21 protein-coding genes and 1 tRNA gene are annotated in these 18,393 nt (G+C 40.4%); 13 read left to right on the forward strand and 9 right to left on the reverse strand.

All coding sequences use genetic code 11. From position 1 onward, the window contains the following. Positions 1 to 78 precede the first annotated feature (78 nt). Positions 79 to 1,296: an HD domain-containing protein gene (locus D8991_RS02345; protein WP_120488587.1), complete on the forward strand. Its 1,218-nt coding sequence runs from the start codon at positions 79 to 81 to the stop codon at positions 1,294 to 1,296. Positions 1,297 to 1,324: 28 nt separating this feature from the next. Here D8991_RS02345 and rimM read toward each other — a convergent pair whose 3' ends face one another. Together rimM and D8991_RS02355 are read right to left on the reverse strand one after the other, a co-directional pair. Next, positions 1,325 to 1,870: a ribosome maturation factor RimM gene (rimM, locus tag D8991_RS02350; protein WP_120488588.1), complete on the reverse strand. Its 546-nt coding sequence runs from the start codon at positions 1,868 to 1,870 to the stop codon at positions 1,325 to 1,327. A gap of 16 nt (positions 1,871 to 1,886) precedes the next feature. Continuing rightward, positions 1,887 to 2,438, reverse strand: a complete 552-nt coding sequence (locus D8991_RS02355) for a 30S ribosomal protein S16 (RefSeq protein ID WP_120488589.1) — start codon at positions 2,436 to 2,438, stop codon at positions 1,887 to 1,889. A gap of 149 nt (positions 2,439 to 2,587) precedes the next feature. Between D8991_RS02355 and D8991_RS02360 the strand changes: the two genes are divergently transcribed. Continuing rightward, the gene (locus D8991_RS02360) at positions 2,588 to 2,824 is read left to right on the forward strand and encodes a hypothetical protein (protein ID WP_221407564.1); all 237 of its coding nucleotides are present in this window, start codon (positions 2,588 to 2,590) and stop codon (positions 2,822 to 2,824) included. On the opposite strand, the gene D8991_RS02365 is transcribed toward D8991_RS02360, so the two are convergent. The 4 genes from D8991_RS02365 to D8991_RS02380 form a co-directional block, all read right to left on the reverse strand. Beyond that, positions 2,821 to 3,462, reverse strand: a complete 642-nt coding sequence (locus D8991_RS02365; protein WP_120488591.1) for a J domain-containing protein — start codon at positions 3,460 to 3,462, stop codon at positions 2,821 to 2,823. The two genes, D8991_RS02360 and D8991_RS02365, sit on opposite strands and share 4 nt — an antisense overlap. Before the next feature lie 6 nt (positions 3,463 to 3,468). Further along, positions 3,469 to 3,924, reverse strand: coding sequence for a copper resistance protein CopD (locus D8991_RS02370; RefSeq protein ID WP_120488592.1), 456 nt, complete (start codon positions 3,922 to 3,924; stop codon positions 3,469 to 3,471). A 95-nt stretch (positions 3,925 to 4,019) separates the two neighbouring features. Then, positions 4,020 to 4,967, reverse strand: a complete 948-nt coding sequence (locus tag D8991_RS02375; protein WP_120488593.1) for a transketolase family protein — start codon at positions 4,965 to 4,967, stop codon at positions 4,020 to 4,022. Positions 4,968 to 4,996: 29 nt separating this feature from the next. Further along, the gene (locus tag D8991_RS02380) at positions 4,997 to 5,848 is read right to left on the reverse strand and encodes a transketolase (protein WP_120488594.1); all 852 of its coding nucleotides are present in this window, start codon (positions 5,846 to 5,848) and stop codon (positions 4,997 to 4,999) included. Positions 5,849 to 6,016: 168 nt separating this feature from the next. Between D8991_RS02380 and D8991_RS02385 the strand changes: the two genes are divergently transcribed. From D8991_RS02385 to D8991_RS02400, 4 genes are all read left to right on the forward strand, one after another. Further along, positions 6,017 to 7,333 (forward strand): TolC family protein, encoded by a 1,317-nt coding sequence (locus D8991_RS02385; RefSeq protein WP_120488595.1) that lies wholly within the window; start codon positions 6,017 to 6,019, stop codon positions 7,331 to 7,333. 33 nt (positions 7,334 to 7,366) lie between these two features. Beyond that, on the forward strand, positions 7,367 to 7,969 hold the full coding sequence (locus tag D8991_RS02390) for a SprT-like domain-containing protein (RefSeq protein ID WP_120488596.1): 603 nt from the start codon (positions 7,367 to 7,369) through the stop codon (positions 7,967 to 7,969). Continuing rightward, positions 7,959 to 9,026, forward strand: coding sequence for a mannose-1-phosphate guanylyltransferase (locus D8991_RS02395; protein WP_120488597.1), 1,068 nt, complete (start codon positions 7,959 to 7,961; stop codon positions 9,024 to 9,026). Before D8991_RS02390 ends, D8991_RS02395 begins: the two co-directional genes overlap by 11 nt. Positions 9,027 to 9,141: 115 nt before the next feature. Continuing rightward, positions 9,142 to 9,212 (forward strand) — tRNA-Cys (locus D8991_RS02400). Between the two features lie 223 nt (positions 9,213 to 9,435). On the opposite strand, the gene D8991_RS02405 is transcribed toward D8991_RS02400, so the two are convergent. Together D8991_RS02405 and D8991_RS02410 are read right to left on the reverse strand one after the other, a co-directional pair. Continuing rightward, positions 9,436 to 9,768: a 2Fe-2S iron-sulfur cluster-binding protein gene (locus tag D8991_RS02405; RefSeq protein WP_120488598.1), complete on the reverse strand. Its 333-nt coding sequence runs from the start codon at positions 9,766 to 9,768 to the stop codon at positions 9,436 to 9,438. A gap of 9 nt (positions 9,769 to 9,777) precedes the next feature. Further along, complete coding sequence (locus tag D8991_RS02410; protein ID WP_120488599.1) at positions 9,778 to 10,833, reverse strand: NAD(P)/FAD-dependent oxidoreductase; 1,056 nt, start codon at positions 10,831 to 10,833, stop codon at positions 9,778 to 9,780. A 101-nt stretch (positions 10,834 to 10,934) separates the two neighbouring features. Between D8991_RS02410 and D8991_RS02415 the strand changes: the two genes are divergently transcribed. From D8991_RS02415 to D8991_RS08910, 5 genes are all read left to right on the forward strand, one after another. After that, the gene (locus tag D8991_RS02415; RefSeq protein ID WP_120488600.1) at positions 10,935 to 11,714 is read left to right on the forward strand and encodes a DUF3108 domain-containing protein; all 780 of its coding nucleotides are present in this window, start codon (positions 10,935 to 10,937) and stop codon (positions 11,712 to 11,714) included. 18 nt (positions 11,715 to 11,732) lie between these two features. After that, on the forward strand, positions 11,733 to 12,686 hold the full coding sequence (locus tag D8991_RS02420) for a glycosyltransferase family 2 protein (RefSeq protein WP_120488601.1): 954 nt from the start codon (positions 11,733 to 11,735) through the stop codon (positions 12,684 to 12,686). A gap of 359 nt (positions 12,687 to 13,045) precedes the next feature. Continuing rightward, complete coding sequence (locus D8991_RS02425) at positions 13,046 to 14,368, forward strand: DUF4876 domain-containing protein (RefSeq protein WP_120488602.1); 1,323 nt, start codon at positions 13,046 to 13,048, stop codon at positions 14,366 to 14,368. Positions 14,369 to 14,381: 13 nt separating this feature from the next. Next, positions 14,382 to 15,956 (forward strand): DUF6850 family outer membrane beta-barrel protein, encoded by a 1,575-nt coding sequence (locus D8991_RS02430; RefSeq protein ID WP_221407565.1) that lies wholly within the window; start codon positions 14,382 to 14,384, stop codon positions 15,954 to 15,956. A 57-nt stretch (positions 15,957 to 16,013) separates the two neighbouring features. Continuing rightward, the gene (locus D8991_RS08910) at positions 16,014 to 16,187 is read left to right on the forward strand and encodes a hypothetical protein (RefSeq protein ID WP_162926730.1); all 174 of its coding nucleotides are present in this window, start codon (positions 16,014 to 16,016) and stop codon (positions 16,185 to 16,187) included. 66 nt (positions 16,188 to 16,253) lie between these two features. Here the strand turns inward: D8991_RS08910 and D8991_RS02435 are convergent, their stop codons facing one another. Further along, positions 16,254 to 16,799: a YqgE/AlgH family protein gene (locus tag D8991_RS02435; protein ID WP_120488604.1), complete on the reverse strand. Its 546-nt coding sequence runs from the start codon at positions 16,797 to 16,799 to the stop codon at positions 16,254 to 16,256. A gap of 23 nt (positions 16,800 to 16,822) precedes the next feature. Between D8991_RS02435 and pdxH the strand changes: the two genes are divergently transcribed. Both pdxH and D8991_RS02445 read left to right on the forward strand, forming a co-directional pair. Further along, positions 16,823 to 17,467 (forward strand): pyridoxamine 5'-phosphate oxidase, encoded by a 645-nt coding sequence (gene pdxH / locus D8991_RS02440; protein WP_120488605.1) that lies wholly within the window; start codon positions 16,823 to 16,825, stop codon positions 17,465 to 17,467. Positions 17,468 to 17,492: 25 nt separating this feature from the next. After that, complete coding sequence (locus D8991_RS02445; RefSeq protein WP_120488606.1) at positions 17,493 to 18,377, forward strand: DMT family transporter; 885 nt, start codon at positions 17,493 to 17,495, stop codon at positions 18,375 to 18,377. Positions 18,378 to 18,393: the final 16 nt, after the last annotated feature.

Below are 18,393 nucleotides of genomic sequence, written 5' to 3' on the forward strand. Positions count from 1 at the left end.
TTGCCAAAAGCTTACTGCCTGCTGCTTATTGCTTAAAGCCATAAGCCCTATATTTGTCATTATTTTTTTTTCAAGCCGATGTATCATAACCTTAAATTCATCAACGACCCTGTGTATGGAGCGGTAAAAATCCCCCACGAAATTATTTTTGATATTATAGAGCATCCGTATTTCCAGCGGCTGAGGCGCATTTCGCAGACCGGGCTTCTCAGCCTTACCTTTCCAGGGGCGGTACATACGCGGTTTCATCACGCTCTAGGGGCTATGCACCTAATGTTTACTGCTTTGGAAACCCTTAGACTGAAAGGGGTAGAGGTCTCTAAGGAAGAGGAAAAATCGGTAATGCTCGCTATTTTACTTCACGATATTGGGCACGGACCTTTCTCTCACGCTTTGGAAAGCAAGGTGATGAATGGGCTTCATCACGAGAAAATCTCACTGCTTCTGATGGAAAGGCTTAATGAGGAGTTTGGTGGTGAGCTATCGGTGGCGATAGAGATGTTCCAAGGGAGGTATAAGCGGAAGTTTTTTAATCAGCTTATCTCTTCTCAGCTGGATGTAGACAGGTTGGATTATCTCCGCAGAGACAGCTTCTATACTGGGGTTTCCGAAGGGAATATCAATACTCAGCGCATTATTTCTATGATGAATGTAGCCGAAGATGAGTTGGTCATTGATGCCAAAGGTGTGCAGTCTATCGAGAATTTCCTTACGGCACGGATGTTTATGTATTGGCAGGTGTACTACCATAAAACGGCGGTTCTATGTGAGGTGATGCTCACCAAAATCCTTTCCCGAGCAAAGGCTCTTGCTGCTACAGGGCACGAGCTGGAGGTATCAGAAAATCTCAGGTACTTCCTCTACCGAAAGGAGGAGTTTCAGGAGCCTTCTACTGAGGATATTTCCCGATTTACACAGTTGGATGATACAGATGTATATCAGGCGATAAAGTCTTGGCAGCATACAGATGATTTTGTGCTTTCCTTTCTCTGCAAGGCCATTATGCAAAGGCGACTTCCGAAGGTCGTCCTCTCATTAAAACCTTTTAGTAAAGATTGTATTGATGAGAAAATATCAGCGGCAAATCAATGCTTCAATATAGAAAATGGAGAGCTTTTGGTAGATGATATCAGCAGAACCCTACTGCCGTACAATGTGGAAAAACAGCCGATTTATCTCTTGGAGAAGGACGGCTCTAAAATTCATTTACAAAATTCAGAAAACCCAATATTACTTTCTGCCATTACTCAGAAAACCGAGAAACATTATCTGATTTTCCCAAGTGATATCCGCTAATGTGAGGGGGATAAAACAGCGGTGAGGATTAAGCCTCATCGTTTTTAGATTCTGCTAAGAAGACTTCCAAGAGACCTTCTGGGAGCTCCATTTTGATGAATTTCTCTTCTCTGTTTACTTCCAGAATCCAGTCTTTAATAATAGGGATGATGACTTCCTTGCCATCAAGGTTGAGGATGAAATAATGCTGTGCTGTTTGGTCATTTACAGATTGGATTTCCCCATAGAGATTACCTTTATTATCCCATATCTTAAAGTGGATAATTTCGTGGTAGTAGAACTTCTTGCCTTCTAATTTAGGCAGTGTGGAGAGGGGGAGATATACCTCTTTCCCTATAACCTGCTCTGCGAGCTGATCGGTAGCATTTTTAAAGAGGATGTTGAGAGAATCCTGCTTGCTCCAAGAAATTTTTTGTATAAAAAATGGAACCAATAGTCCATTGATTTCAATGAATATTGATTCCAGTTTATTGTAAATCTCAGGTTGGTCAGTATCCAGTTTAAGGATTACATTCCCCTGTAGCCCGTGCTTACGCGTGATTTTTCCTAAAAAATAGCAATCTTCTTTACGCATAAAAACGGTAGACTTTTTAAGCCTCTGTGTTTTCTTCTGCTGGTGCAGATTCTTCGTTAGAAACTTCTTCATTAGCTTCTTCCACTGCCTCTTCTGCACTTTCAGTAGCCGCAGCCTCTGCCTGAGCTTTTGCAGCAAGTCTTGCTTCATTTACTTTTTGTTCAGCTTCCAAAGCAGCTTTCTTAGCATCTTGTTTAGCTTTTACTAAACCGTTTGCTTTTTCTTGGATTTTAGCTTCTTTTGCTTCTAACCAAGCATTGAATCTCTTTTCAGCTTCAGCTTCATCAAAAGCACCTTTTGCTACACCTCCTTGAAGGTGTTTCTTGTACAATACTCCTTTGTAAGAAAGGATAGCTCTCGCAGTGTCGGTAGGCTGAGCACCGTGGTTTAGCCACTTTACAGCTGAGTCTACATTCAGTTCAATAGTAGCAGGATTGGTAATTGGGTTGTAAGTACCCAACTTCTCGATGAATCTACCATCTCTTTTCGCTCTTGAATCTGCAACTACGATGTGATAAAAAGGTTTTCCTTTTTTACCGTGTCTTTGTAATCTAATTTTTACTGACATATGATAATTGTTTTAAGTGGGAACTCGTCCCTTGTTAAATAATTTTTGACGCGCAAAGATAAACATTTTTTTGAATGAGCAAACAACCGAAAGTAATATTTCCCTCTTCAGTCAAAATCATTACATTTGTGAGCATTAAAGAAAAAGTTATGAGCAGAATGAATTTTATAAAAGGAATAGGAATTGTGACTGCGGTTGTCTTTATTCTTTCTCTTTTCAATACAGGCTATTTATTGAGTTCTGGCGAGCAGGAAGTAAAGGCAATAATAGGCTCTGTCTTGGTGAGTCTTTCCCTCTTGCTGACATCCACTGCTATGCTTTTGGAGTATTTAAAGGTTCGTAAGGAGCAGAGAGAAATGAGGAAGGATGAGCATCAATCCTTTTAGCCTCGAAGTATAAAGAATAAGGCGATTAAAATAAAGATAAGAGCAATGAATATTCTTAGGAATTGATGTTGAGCCCTTATTTTTTTTGATGTATTTCTGCTCGGAAGTGAAGCTGGGTTGATAGGGGAGTGCTGCGTTTCTCTGCTATATTCGGAGACTTCGGTAATGGTAATCCCTTTCACAGCTGATTTGCTGATAACAGTATTCATCGCTTGGAGTACGATATGAAAATTCCCATTTTTAAACTCCGTTATTTTTATTTTCTTCTCACCGTAGGGAGCTACCAGCCCGAAAGGTAGAATTTTCACCGTATCGGCATTGTTGGTTTGCCACGAGATGATGATTTCCTCACCTTTTGAAACTCTTACTTTATTAATACTGAAATTTTTTATAGAAGGAGGTAGAGTATAGGTCGTAGTTCTCGTCTGCTCGGAAATAGCCCTGTCAAAATGCAGCCGTTTTTCTTCATCTGTTAAGATTTCGTAGGCTTCCTGTATTTCCCTGAATCGTTTTTCAAAGAAAGGGTCGTTGTCATTCTTATCGGGGTGATATTTCAGTGAGAGTTTTCGGTAGGCTCGCCTTATATCGTCCGCAGAAGCATCGGGCTCTACACCTAAGAAGTAGTAATAATTCTTCATTTTAGATTAAAAGCTAATCCCTCCATACCTTACGAAGCTCCCCAAGATAACCATTGTAACGCCTAAAAGAGTTACGCTTGTGATATGTACTGCCATTTCTGGGAGCTTGCTAAGGTTCCCTTTTCTCAGTTTGGGGAGCACCCTCGTCTGAGCACTTATGGCAAAGCAAACGCTGAGAAGCAGGCAGGAGAGTTTTAAGGATACCACTGTTTCGATAGAATTGGAGAAGCTAAACCAAGATTTAAGCCCCGCATCATAATCATAAGCCATACTGATACCTGTGATAACTAACAGAAGCAGTGAAGGCATACCTATAGGCTCATATTTTTTCTCAAAATTCCCGATGTAGCTAAAATCTTTGTACTTCAATGCGCGAGGCATATAGCCGATAGCTAAAACTAAGTGCCCGCCTACCCAGATGGTGGCAGCAATAAGGTGAATGATTAAGAGAAGATGATGCATAGTTTGGTTTTTTAAGGGTAAAACATCATCGGTATTGTTGTTTAAATGCTTTTTACAATACCGAAGATTTTAAATAAAATGGAAAGCTATTAATCTTATCTCGCTAATACTTTCTTTATGGCTTCTTTTACAGCTTCTGCATCTATTTTATACTTTTTCATCAGCTGCGCAGGTGTTCCAGATTCCCCGAAAGTATCATTTACTGCTACAAACTCTTGTGGTGTAGGTCTTTTCCGTGCTAATAATCCTGCAACCGACTCCCCAAGCCCTCCGAGGTAGTTGTGCTCTTCAGCGGTAACGATTCTCCCTGTTTTCTCAACCGATTTCAGGATGATTTCCTCATCAAGAGGTTTAATTGTGTGGATATTGATAACCTCACAGGAGATTCCTTCTTTTTCTAACTCATCGGCTGCTACGAGAGATTCCCAAACCAAGTGCCCTGTCGCTACTATGGTTACATCTTTTCCTTCTTGGAGCATTATCCCTTTTCCGATTTCAAAAGGCATATCTTCTGGGATGAAAACAGGAACCGCTGGTCTTCCGAATCGGAGGTATACAGGTCCTTCGTAGTCAGCAATAGCGATGGTTGCAGCTTTTGTCTGGTTATAATCACAAGGGTTGATAACGACCATATTCGGCAACATCTTCATCATCCCGATGTCTTCCAATGTCTGGTGTGTAGCTCCGTCTTCACCGAGGGTGAGCCCAGCGTGGGAGGCACATATCTTTACATTTTTGTCAGAATAGGCTACCGACTGGCGTATCTGGTCATAGACTCTGGCAGTGGAGAAGTTGGCAAAGGTGCCCGTGAAAGGTATTTTCCCACTGATGGCAAGCCCTGCAGCAATGCCAATCATATTCGCCTCTGCAATACCTACCTGATAGAACCTCTCGGGTGCTTTTTCTATAAATTTCTCCATTTTCAGTGAGCCGATAAGGTCAGCACAGAGGGCTACTACATTAGGATTCGTATCTGCGAGCTCTGCCAGCCCTGCTCCGAAGCCACTTCGTGTATCTTTTTTTTCTGTATAAGTATATTTCATTTTAATTCTATTAAATATGAGACTGATGTTTAATAATCCTGTGGATTGTCTAATGAAAGCTGCTCAAGAGCTTTTGCAAGCTGTTCATCGTTCGGAGTTTTTCCGTGCCAAGCGTTGGTTCCCATCATAAAATCTACCCCAGCGCCCATCTCTGTATGTAGTACGATGGCGATAGGCTTTCCTTTTCCTGTGAGCTGTTTTGCTTTTTCCAGAATTGAGATTACAGCTTCTATATCATTACCGCTTTTCTCCTCCAAAACTTCCCAGCCGAAAGCTTTCAACTTCTCTGGAAGGTTGCCAAGAGAGAGTACTTTATCCACATCTCCGTCGATTTGTCGGTTGTTGTAGTCTATCGTAGCGATGAGGTTATCCACCCTGTTATGAGCGGCAAACATCAATGCCTCCCAGATTTGTCCTTCCTGTAGCTCGCCATCGCCGTGCAGCGTATATACAAGGTGTTGGTCATTATTCAGCTTTTTTCCGAGTGCAGCACCTATGGCTACCGAAAGCCCCTGACCGAGCGAACCAGATGCTACCCTTACGCCAGGCAAGTGGTCGTGAGTCGTAGGGTGCCCTTGCAGGCGGGTGTTTAGCTTTCTAAATGTCGCGAGCTCTTCTACTGGGAAGAAGCCCCTCCTCGCTAAAGTGGAGTAGAGCACAGGAGAGATATGCCCATTTGAGAGGAAGAACAGGTCTTCATTTCTCCCCTCCATAGAGAAAGGCAGTTTGTAATCCATCACCTGATGATAGAGGGCAAGGAAAAACTCTACACAGCCGAGACTACCACCAGGGTGGCCAGAACTTACGGCGTGTACCATTCTCAAAATGTCCCTTCTTGTTTGTGTTGCGAGCGTTTTAAGCTCTTGAATAGATGTGTTCATTATCCATTAGATTTATACGCCTGCGAAGGTACGATTTTATTTCCTTTTTGAGATACTTGTTAGTACGAAGTCATTTAGCAATAATTGTCTCCCTGGCTATGGACTCATTATCCCACACTATGTAACGAAATGAGGGTGTTGGGCGTCTAATAGCATTAAAATTTTAAAATGAAAAGATACATTGCTTTGGTATTAGGGTTAGCGTCTGGGGTATTGGTGGCTCAGAAGAGGTGGTCGTTAGAGGACTGCATACGATATGCGGAGGAGCATAATTTGGAGATTAGATATGCCCAGAAGAATAGTGATATACAGCAGAAGAATTTTGATATGGCAAGGAGAGAAGGCTTGCCAAGTGTAGCAGGCTCGGTGGGGAATGACTTCAACTTTGGGCAGAGCCAAGATGTCTTCGGAAATAATCATTCGAATAATAGTTTTAATAACAGCGCCAATCTCAGGGCGAGCATCAGCGTGTATAACCACAGCAGGCTGAACAAGCAGATACAGAAATCGGGCTACGAGGTGGAAGCCAGCAGGTATGACCTTGAAAAAACCAAGAACGATATCTATGTGAGAATCGCTAAGCAGTACCTCACCGTATTGCTGAACAGGGAGGTGGAGCTCATCAATAAGAGTTCGTATGAAAATGCAGCGAAACTCTTGGAAAGAGCCGAGAAAACCACTGCGGCGGGGACTACGGCATACACCGTTTTGGCGGAAGCAAAAGCAGCGGTGGCAAGGGAGTTTCAGAACCTGAAAACAGCGGAAATCAATACCCATAATGCGCTTTTTGACCTGGCGATGCTCCTCCAAATAGAGGATTATAAGAGCTTTGATGTGGCGGAAAACCCCGTATTGGATATCCCAGAGCGGAATGCCCCTATCTCCGAAGAAAAACTAATGGAAATCTATAATAGCCGACCAGAAATCAAGAGTGCAGAGGCAAAAATTAGGGCTTCTGAGAAGCAAACCGAGATTGCCAAAACGGCTTTTTATCCGAGTATAAGCGCAAGCGCAGGGGTGGGAACTTTCTACTTCCGAGCATTGAACAGCGATGAGAATAAATCATTCTCCCAGCAGTATAAGGATAATTTCGGTCAGCAGCTCGGTGTTTCTGCCACGATTCCGATTTTCAACAAAGGGATTACCAAGCTACAAGTAGAGCAAGCGAAGCTCAGCGAAGAGCTCGCAAAAACCAACCTCCAACAGCAGAAACAGGAGGTGCTGCAAAATGTACAGCGAGCAGAATATACCGCACAGAGCAATTATGAAATCTACATCTCTGCCGTAGAAGCGGAGAAGTCGGCAGAGCTGGCACTTGATTTTGCCGAGAAGAGCTATGAGGCAGGGCGCACCACCATCTATGATGTGAATATCGCGAGGAATAATTATGCGAATGCACAAGGCTCGGTGGCACAAGCGAAGTTTAATTATATCTTCCAGCTCAAGCTTTTGGACTTCTATGCTGGCTTACCGTTTAGCCTTTAATGGGGCTTAGTATTATCTTTGCCGAAAAAAAGAGTGTCTATAAACCTATTGCCGAAATTTTTACCAGAACACACGCTCCCTTACCTTAAAAAGTGGTTTGGGAGCTATCGTATTCATATACACATTACCCGAGACAGGCATTCTAAGCTGGGAGATTATATAAAACTCCCCAATGATAGCCATAAGATTACGCTTAATTCTACCCTCAAGCCTGAGTTGTTCTTCTTTGTGCTTACTCACGAGCTGGCACATCTCCTCGCCTTTGAAAAATTCGGAAGGAGGATACCCCCACACGGTAAAGAGTGGAAGCTCACCTTTGGAAATATGATATTGGAAAGCCTGCCCGTATACAAAGAGGAAGCAAGACCTCTGCTGATAAAGTTTTCCAAATCTCCGAAAGCGAATTTTATGGCAAGTGAAGATTTGGTGAGGTACTTCCGCCCAGAACCCGAGACTACAGATGGCGTCTATATAGAAAATCTCGCGATGGGAGAGGAGTTTATCTACCGAAAGCAGGTGTATAAGCTCATAGAAAAGCGGAAAAAAAATTATCTTTGCCAGAATTTAAGTACGGATAAGAAGTATATATTTAAATCCGTTACTCTTGTACAAAGAAAAAAACAAAATGGAGAATAATAATAAGTATTGTATTATAATGGCAGGAGGTATAGGTAGCCGTTTCTGGCCGCTGAGTACCCAAGAGTTTCCAAAGCAGTTTTTGGATATATTAGGCACAGGAAATACGATGATTCAGCAGACTTATCAAAGGATTTCTAAAATAATCCCTGCCGAAAATATCTTCGTAATAACCAATAGAGACTATATAGAAGTGTGTAAAGAGCAGCTGCCAGAGGTGCTACCAGAAAATATCGTAGGCGAGCCGATGATGAAGAATACCGCAGCCTGCAATCTCTATATGGTGAATAAAATAAGCCATAAAAACCCCGATGCAAATATTGTAGTTCTCCCCGCTGATCACTTAATATTAAACGAAAACCGTTTTCAGCAGAAGATTAATATGGCACTTCAGCTGGCATCGGAAAACGAATACCTCATTACATTGGGGATTACCCCTACACGCCCCGACACAGGCTATGGATATATTCAGTATCTGCCTACCGAGAAGGCAGACTATTATAAAGTAAAGACCTTTACAGAAAAACCCGATTTGGAAATAGCAAAATCTTTCCTTGAAAGTGGAGATTTCCTTTGGAATGCAGGGATTTTTATCTGGAATGCTAAGGTTATTCTGAAATCATTCAGTAAATATCTGCCAGAAATGCTTCATCAGTTTAATTCCTGTGAGTACAATAGCTCTGAAGAGAATTCTTGCATTGATATTATTTATCCGAAGGTTACAAAAATATCAATAGACAATGCCATCCTTGAAAAAGCAGATAATGTTTATGTAATCCCAGCAGATTTAGGCTGGAGTGACTTAGGAACTTGGACTTCCGTATACGAACACACAGAGAAAGATGGAGAAAATAATTCGGTAAATCATAATACTAAAGTCTATAATGCTTCTGGGAATATTGTAAGGCTTGGCAGTAAAAATAAAAAGGCGATTATAGATGGTCTAAAGGACTATATTGTAATAGATACAGAAGAAGCCCTCCTTATCTGCCCCCGTAAGAATGACCAACTGATAAAGAATTATGTAAACGATTTATACTCTACCAATAAACAGTAGGAAGTTTAGAGTTTGGGCTTTGCCTGTGCAAAGAGGGAAGGTAAAAACCTTTAAAATTTCGTATAAAATTTTTCGTTTATCAGAAAAAATATATACATTTGCAACCACTAAACAAGGTACTTTGGCCGAGTGGCTAGGCAGTGGTCTGCAACACCATCTACAGCGGTTCGAATCCGCTAGGTACCTCAAAAAAGAGACTTAAAATATTTTAAGTCTCTTTTTGTTTTAGTGCTTCATATAATTTGTAGAATATTCATCTCTATTCTCAGGGCTTGCAAAAAGGATTTAAGTTTTGAGGTTTAAAATAATCATCTCCATAAAAAGACTACTGAACAGAATTAATCAGTAGCCAATTTGAAATATAAAAACTGCTCCATAAGATAGCTAACAGCCAATTGCTATAAGCCATCTATGGATAAGGAGCAAGGGTTACCTCTAAGCCTTCGAGGTTTTCAGTGATTGGAATCTGGCACCCCAATCGGGAATTTGACTGGGTATGATACGCCTCAGCAAGCATTGCATCTTCCTCTGCTTCCATTGGGGCGAGGAGTTCCTCTCCTTTCTCTACATAAACCTGGCAGGAAGCACACATCGCCATACCTCCACAGTTACCAATAGTACCGTCTTCAGCAATGGCATAGGCACGCATAACCTCCATAAGGCTCATAGACATATCCGTAGGTGCAGCAATCTCGTGCACTACACCGTCCCTATCTTTTATTTTAATATTTACATCACTCATTTTGCTGTATTAATCTATCTTTTTTACCACTGCTTTTTCGGCTTCCTTACGGCTGCCATCAAAGCCATCTACCCCACTTACGGTAGTGTATTTAAGGACATATTTCTTACCTGGGTTTAGCCTGTTATATACGGACTGGCACATCAGTGTAGCTTCGTGGAAACCACAGAGAATGAGCTTGAGCTTGCCTGGGTAGGTATTGATATCACCTATGGCATAGACTCCGTCTATATTGGTTTGATAGTCGAGTGAATTATCTACTTTAATGGCATTTTTCTCTATTTCTAAGCCCCAGTTGGCCAATTCGCCGAGCTTAGGAGTAAGCCCAAAGAGCGGGATGAAATAATCGGTCTCCAAGTCGAAAGCCTCCTCGCCTTCTTTCTGTACGGTGATTGCCTGTACGCGCCCCTCACCCTTTACGGCAGTAACTTCAGCAGGGGTAATCAGATTAATCTTACCTTGATTTTTAAGCTCCTGAACTTTTTCAACAGAGTCTAATGCTCCGCGAAATTCATTTCTCCTGTGGATAAGGGTTACTTCTTTCGCTACATTTGAAAGGAAGATGCTCCAGTCCAAAGCAGAGTCTCCACCACCCGCAATAACGATTTTTTTATCTCTGAAAAGCTCCGGATCTTTTACGAAATATTCTATGCCTTTTTCTTCGTAATCTGCTACATTATCAAACTCGGGTTTTCTCGGTTCAAAAGTTCCAAGTCCGCCCGCAATAGCCACTGCTTTTGCGCGGTGAACAGTCCCTTTATTTGTAACTACCTCAAACCACTCTTCATCTACCTTTGTAAGAGAAACGGCAGTCTCAGAAAGGGTGAAACCTGGCTCAAACTGCTTAATTTGCTCCATTAGATTATCGATAAGCTCACCTGCACCCACTGATGGATAGCCTGGAATATCAAAAATAGGCTTCTTAGGATATAACTCTGCAAGCTGACCACCTGGCTGAGGAAGAGCATCTATTATATGGCATTTTATTTTGAGTAAGCCTGCTTCAAAAACAGTAAAAAGTCCCGTAGGACCTGCTCCAATTATAAGTAAATCTGTTGTAATCATAGAAAAATCTTTTAGAGATTAAAAAATTGAATGCAAATTTATAAAATATATTGTAATTTCGCTTGCAAATAAAATGGCAGTATTTTTGTAAAAACTGGCGAATGAAAAAAATCATATTACTCATACTTCTAAGTATTTCAAGTCTTTCAATAGCTCAGAAATTTGACAATATCCAATCTGGAGAAGTCCTGTCTTACAGAATTCATTACGGTATATTCACTGCGGGTACAGCTACCCTCTCTGCAAATATTAAAACCTATAATAATAAACCTCATCTCTATGTAAAAGGTGTAGGCAGAAGTTCGGGAGCAGTGCGCGCTTTCTTTAAAGTAGATGACCTCTATGAAAGCTATGTAAGTACCTCCACAGGATTGCCGAGTTTCTATGTACGAAATGTAAGCGAAGGGAGCTATAAGCAGCATTTGCAGGCAAGTTTTAACCACGCGAATAATACATTAGTCCTCACCGATAAAATAAATACGGATAACCCTCCCCGCACCATAAAGACAACTGCAGGAATACAGGATATGCTCTCTGCCTTTTATCATCTGAGGAGTCTCAGTCCAGAGCAGTTAAAAGTAGGAGATGTTATTAACCTTAATGTCTGGATAGATGATGAGTCTTTCCCTTTCAGGCTAAAAGTAGTAGGTGTGGAAAACATTAAAACCAAATTTGGAAGGGTAAATTGCCTTAAAATAATACCTTCGGTGATGAGTGGAAGAGTCTTTAAAGATAAAGAAGGGGTTTCATTATGGGTAACGAATGATAGCAACCACATCCCTATCGCAATACAGGCTCAATTGGTTGTAGGCTCTATAAAGGCTGATTTGGTGGATTATAAAAATATAATACATCCTATTGATTTCAAAACTAAAAAATAAAAACGCCACTCCAAAACGATGAATATCTCAATATTAATCCCGCTATTTAACGAAGAAGAATCATTAGAAGAGCTTTTTTATCGTATAGATAAAGTCTGCAAGGAGCATCAATACACCTATGAAGTTTGGTTTATAGACGATGGCAGTACCGACCACTCCTGGTCTATCATTGAAAATCTCAAAATACAAAACCCACAGATACACGGTATAAAATTCTCTCAGAATTATGGTAAATCTCAAGCACTAAATGCCGCATTTGCCAAAGCAAAAGGAGAAGTTGTCATCACTATGGATGCCGATTTGCAAGACTTCCCAGAAGAAATCCCTGAGCTTTATAATATGGTGGTAAAAGACAATTACGATATCGTCTCTGGATGGAAAAAAAAACGCTACGATAATGTAATGACAAAAAACCTGCCCTCCAAGCTCTTCAATGCTGCTGCAAGGAGAGTCTCTGGGGTTTATCTGCACGACTTCAATTGCGGACTAAAAGCCTACAAAAAGCAAGTGATAAAATCCATAGATGTATATGGAGATATGCACAGATACATACCCGTACTTGCCGCCAATGCAGGCTTCCGAAAGATTACCGAAAAAGCAGTACAGCATCAGGCTCGCCCTTATGGAGTTTCAAAATTTGGAACAGAGCGGTTTATCAGGGGCTTTTTAGATTTGATCACCCTATGGTTTGTGAGCCGCTTTGGCAGGCGACCAATGCATTTCTTTGGGGCAGTAGGTACCCTTATGTTTATTATAGGATTTCTCTCTGCTCTTTGGCTCGGAGCCTCCAAACTAATCGATGTTTATATCCACAAAATATACGGAAACTTAATCGCCAACAACCCTTGGTTTTTCATTGCTCTTACAATGATGATTTTGGGGACGCTACTTTTCGTTTCTGGATTTCTCGGTGAGCTTATTATCCGAACCAACAGGGAGCACAAGAACTACCACATAGAAGAAGAGATTTAATTTTTAGGTATTGTTAGCTACATACATTTTTATAATTTAGCGGGATGAACTGTACTAAATGTTAATCATCAAGATTAAACCGAGTTTTGGGGGAGAGCGGTGGAGAGATAAATATTTTTTGCAGTGATTATTGGAAATGTCAGAGGTAATTTGCAGTGAAAAACCTATAGAATCAAAATACAATAGAGATATATAATAGTAGAATAAGGTATTATTTGGCAAGAATTAAGTGAAAAGGAAAAATCTCCTCAAAGTCAAAAATGATAGTAGAAAGTTCTTTGAAACTTTTGTTTTTAAAGCTAAATAACGAATTGAGTATGATAATTTAACAATAACTTTAATTTTAATATTTCAATAACATGAAAAAGTTTTTATTTGGAGCAATAGCAATGCTCTTGCTAACAATAGTAGGGTGTAGAAATGATGATTTCAATAGCACCCAGCAGATAAAGCCAGTACCTTTTAAGGTTATTACGCATTATGACAGGAGTTATGGAGACCAGAAACCCAATGCTGCCTCTGTAACCATTACAAATCTTGAAACTCAGGAGAAAATTGAAAAGCAAACCGATGCGAATGGAGAGGTAAGCCTTTCAGAATTACTGCCAGGGGAGTATAATGTAAGTATTACTCAGAAGCTATCAGCAGAGAAATTTTTGGAGATATTTGGCTACAACCTCACGGGGCAGGACGAGATTACATTTAATGGAAGCCAGGAGAAAGTGGTCGTTAATTCCAATACCTCTTCGGTTAGTATTTCATTAACTGCGGGTACAATCGGTAGCTTGGTGCTGAAACAAATCTACTATGCGGGTTCTGATGTAAAGAAAGGAGCCGTATTTAGAGATCAGTTTGTAGAGATATTTAATAATTCTAATGAGGTACAGTATGCTGATGGGCTTTATTTTGCACAACTAAAAGGTAATGGCAGTAAGAAAGTAGATGGATATACATTGGCAAACGGTCAGTATGATTGGAGCAAATCTCCAGGGAATAGCATTGGCTCTGCTGCGAATACAGACTATGTATATGCTATTTATGTATATAAAATCCCAGGTACAGGCAAGCAATATCCTATAAACCCAGGGGAGAGTATTGTAATAGCAGCTACTGCGATTAATCATAAAGAACCTATTTTGGACAACTCAGGAAACCCTATTAAAATAGAAGATCCAGAACTTACAGTAGATTTAAAAAATGCAGACTTTGAGGGGTATTTAGGAAATTATAGACAGTCTATAGGTCAGCCTGTTTATTTCACAGATATAGACAACCCAAGTGTTCCAGATTTGGAAGTTATTCATATGGGAGAAGGAGCTAAGGACTTCTTACTAAACCCACAAGGGAGAGAGTCTATGGTTATTTTCCGCGCTACGGAGGTAGAAGTAGCAGCTTATCCTAAGGTTTATTTGCCTAATGGAGATAAAAAATATCAGTACCTCAGACTTCCGAACAAAGCTATTATAGATGGCGTAGATCTCAACCTTAAAGACCAGGGCAGACCAAAACAGCTGGCAGATAATGTAGATTCTCAATATACCTTTACCGCTTTAGGGGCTTATTCTTCATCTTGTGTTATGAGAAAAGTGAAAACTACCGTTAATGGTAGAAAGATATTACAGGATACCAATAACTCTCAGCAAGATTTTACAACGGTAAGAGCAAACCCAAGAGGTTTCTAAAATCAATAGGTATATGATACAATCTGTAAATCAATCAAGCTTGTACTCCACAAGAAAAATACTCTTGTGGGGTATGGCTTTTTTCTCTACCTATCTTTCTGCGCAGGACAGTTTAATCATTGGGCAAGAGGTGGTGTATAAAGATGAGGTTATCTCCAATCCACATATCGCTTTCCAAAGGTCGTTTCCTAATTATACCGAAACTGCGGTTCAGCTCAATACAAAGAATTCTCGGTTTAATAGAGTGCAAACCGCCGAGAGTACCTATGATTTTTATTTTAGTTCTAAGGGATTATTCAAGATTAATCCTAAGCTGTTCATCAGTGGGAATATAGATTTTCATAAGATAAAGGAAAAGCAAGTAGGTAATATTCTACTGGAAGAGCGTACGGATAACCAGTTTGCTGTCAATAAACCTTATTATTATGTTAGTAGAAAGGGCGATTGGGATAAGCAGCAATATCATCTGAGAGGGACTATTGCGTATCAGCCGTTTAGTAATATCGTTTTTCAGGCAATGGCAGATGGGTATTATGATGAGAATTACAGAAATATAGATGCCCGACCGAAAGTGCAGAATGTTAATTATGAATTTGCTTTTAAAGCAGGTTATACCTTCCGAAAGCATCAGCTGTTGGCTTTTGTTGGTTATCAGGATTTTCATAAGGATTATCATATCTTTTACGAGAACCCAGAGCTCAATAATATCATTACCTATCCAGATACTTTCCTCACTTGGAATCAAGGGTATGGTAATAATTATGTCTCAAACTCTACTTCTGGAATCATCAGAAATGTTTATAAACAGCAGGGGAATTATTTAGGAGCAGATTATATTTTCTATGGCAAATCATCTCTGCTGAAACTGAGCTATCAGAATAAGTATAGCTTGTTGAAGACCTATGATGATTTTATTCTCAATTCTAATAAAAAAGAACTCGCTCTCAGAACAGAAACCGATAAATTTTCAGTTTTTTTCAGACATGCTGGTCAGTCTAAAATCTGGGAGACTTTGCTTATGGCATCTTCGTCATCCAGTATCAACTTTAATTATACAAAGCAGGCATCATCCAATCGCCAAATTAACGAAGAAGTGAGCATTAAAACTCATCTCTCCTTCCTTAAAAACAACGGCGAAACTACTCGGCTGGGGTTTGGTGCAAAGACAGGGAAATTCTCTACCAAAGATCTTTCCGTGTTTTTAGATAAAAATATTTATTATGCAGCATTTAGCCTCGCTTATGGACAGGATTTTAAGCTCTCTCCAAAGAATAAATTCTACTATAATATAGAAGGCAATCTCTACCTGCCTCTCAAGCATAAATTTGATTATAAGCCCTACCAAAATGTACGGAATAATCAGTTTGTAGATAGCGTAGCCTCGCCAGACCACCTCTATGATACCTCCACACGCTGCCAGCCGTTTTTAGAACTCGGTCTTGATACCACCAGAAAATCCTATATGTGGAGACTTTTTGTGAATACCAGTACGACTTTCTTTATTTCAAATCAAAATTTTAAAGTTCCACATCCATTCAATAAACAACAATCCCTCACTTGGAATATAGGGCTAAAAATTTATAACTAAAATGGGGCTATTAGCCATATGTAGAAAATCTCTACTTTTACCCAAAATTATCAGCTGATGAAGCAAGAAAAGATTAACAACAACGGTGCAGGGAAATGGAGAAACAGGTTTAAGAAATTAGGCATAGCAGGGCTTATATTTTTTACAGTAAAGGGCATTATATCTACTGCTCTTATTTATTTTGCAGGCAAAGGATTTTGGGAAATAATATCAGCATATTTTTCAAAGTAGAGAATAGAGATCGTCCAATCGGGATAGCTTTTACTTTTATTTTATCTAAAAGGAGGGAGAATATTATTAGTTATGAGAGATTTCATCGGGGGCATTTGCCCAGATAAGGTACTCACCACCGAGGCCCGCCATCATTTCTTTCCAAAGATGCTCGTCAGCCTGTAGGGTAAAGTCAAAATTAGTATCAATAACAATCCAAAGTTTGTTTTGAATTTCGTAATCGAGCTGCATAGGTGCCCAACTGGAATGGCCATAAAAAATCTTATAATCGAAGAGCATAGTATCGCCATCTGATATGGATTGTATAACGGTATCCCAATCTGCAGTGAGGTAATGGGTGTTATTTATCGGGATAAAGTCATTAGTTACGGGCGGATTCTTTCCGATGATAGAAAACTTGGTTACATCTACAGGACCGCCACATTGGAGCTCAAACTGAAAGAAATTACTGATTTTTATGGGTCTTATCTGCTTGCTAAACTTCTTGTTAAGGATATAACCGAGTGCTCCGTTCTGGTCGTGTTCAACGATTAAGACAACGGAACGATAAAATAAGTCCCGAGAGGCATCGGGAGTGGAGATTAATACTTTACCTTTGCAAGACAAATTCATAATTTCAAAAATAATAATTTCTAATGGAAAATCTACACGACAGAAGAAAAATTTATGATAAATATGAGCTGAGAGAGGCTGAGATGAAGGGAAATCCGATGGAACAGTTCAGGGATTGGCTCTTTGATGCAGAAGGAAGCGGATTAATCTCGGAAGCGAATGCAATGGCGGTATCAACGGTGGAATCTGATGGGTGTGCGAGGACGAGAATGGTGCTACTGAAGGCATATACCTATGAAGGCTTTATATTTTATACGAATTATAGGAGTAGAAAGGGGGAGGCACTGGCTCGTAATCCGAAGGCGTGCTTACACTTCTTTTGGCCGGGCTTAGAGCGGCAGGTGATTATAAAATCTGTGGTGGAGAAGCTGGCTGAGAACCTGAGTGATGGCTATTTTGCTGAGCGGCCGAGAGGAAGCCAATTGGGTGCGGTAATTTCGCCACAGAGTAGCATTATTCCAGACAAAAACTACCTTGAAAACAAGCTGAGGGAGGCTGAAAAGGCGTATGCGGGGAAGGAAGTGCCGAGACCGGAGCATTGGGGAGGGTATCTTGCGCGACCTTATGAGATTGAGTTCTGGCAAGGGCGGCCGAACCGATTACACGACCGTATTCTTTATACTTTAGGTGAGGATTATGACTGGCAACGGGTGCGATTAGCTCCTTAATCTGCGAATTATCGTTTTTATATCTATGCAGAAATCTGTTTTATTGAGGTTGCACTTTATTGTATTCTTGTGGGGCTTTACTGCGGTATTGGGGAAGCTGATTAGTGTAGATGCTTATCGGCTTACCTTTTTTAGGATGGGTTTTGCTGCGTTATTTCTCTTTATTTCTAATCGATTTATTTTACGAAACCGAATGAATATCTCGCTGAGGCTGTTGCTTCAGCTTTTTGGGGTTGGGAGCTTGATGGCTGGGCATTGGATATTGTTTTTTCTTTCGATAAAGGTGGCGAATGTGGCGATTGCGCTGTCTTGTATGTCTCTCTCGACGCTATTTGCGGCGCTTATTGAGCCACTTATCTTCGGGAGGAGGGTGGATTTGAGGGAAATCATCATCGGAATTATCATTGTTGGGTGTATTCTTTTGATTTTTAATGCAGAAATGGAGTATGAAATGGGGATTATGTATGGGATTATCTGTGCATTGCTGGGGACGCTCTTTTCGGTGCTGAATGGGAAGATGTATGGGCGTACGGCGTCTGGAAATATTATTTTTTACGAGATATTTGGGGGTACGGTGGTGCTTTTTTTCTATTTTTTATTAACGGGACAGGGGGAAATATTGGATATGAGTGAAATAAGTTGGCAAAATTTATCGTTGATAGTCTTGTTATCAGGGGTATTTACGGCATATCCGATGCTGGAGTCTGTAAATCTGATGAAGTACATCTCGCCATTTACGATAATACTGACGGTGAACTTAGAACCTGTGTATGGAATTGTGCTGGCGTACTTGATTTTTGGGGAAACAGAGCATATGACGCCTGTATTCTACCTCTCGGCGGGAGTGATGATATTTTCTATTTTTGCAAATGGATATTTGAAAGCGAAACGGAAGCTGAAACGGCATTAAATACTATTAAAATAGC

The sequence above is a fragment of the Bergeyella cardium genome (assembly GCF_003614945.1).
GTDB classification, from domain to species: Bacteria; Bacteroidota; Bacteroidia; order Flavobacteriales; family Weeksellaceae; genus Bergeyella_A; species Bergeyella_A cardium.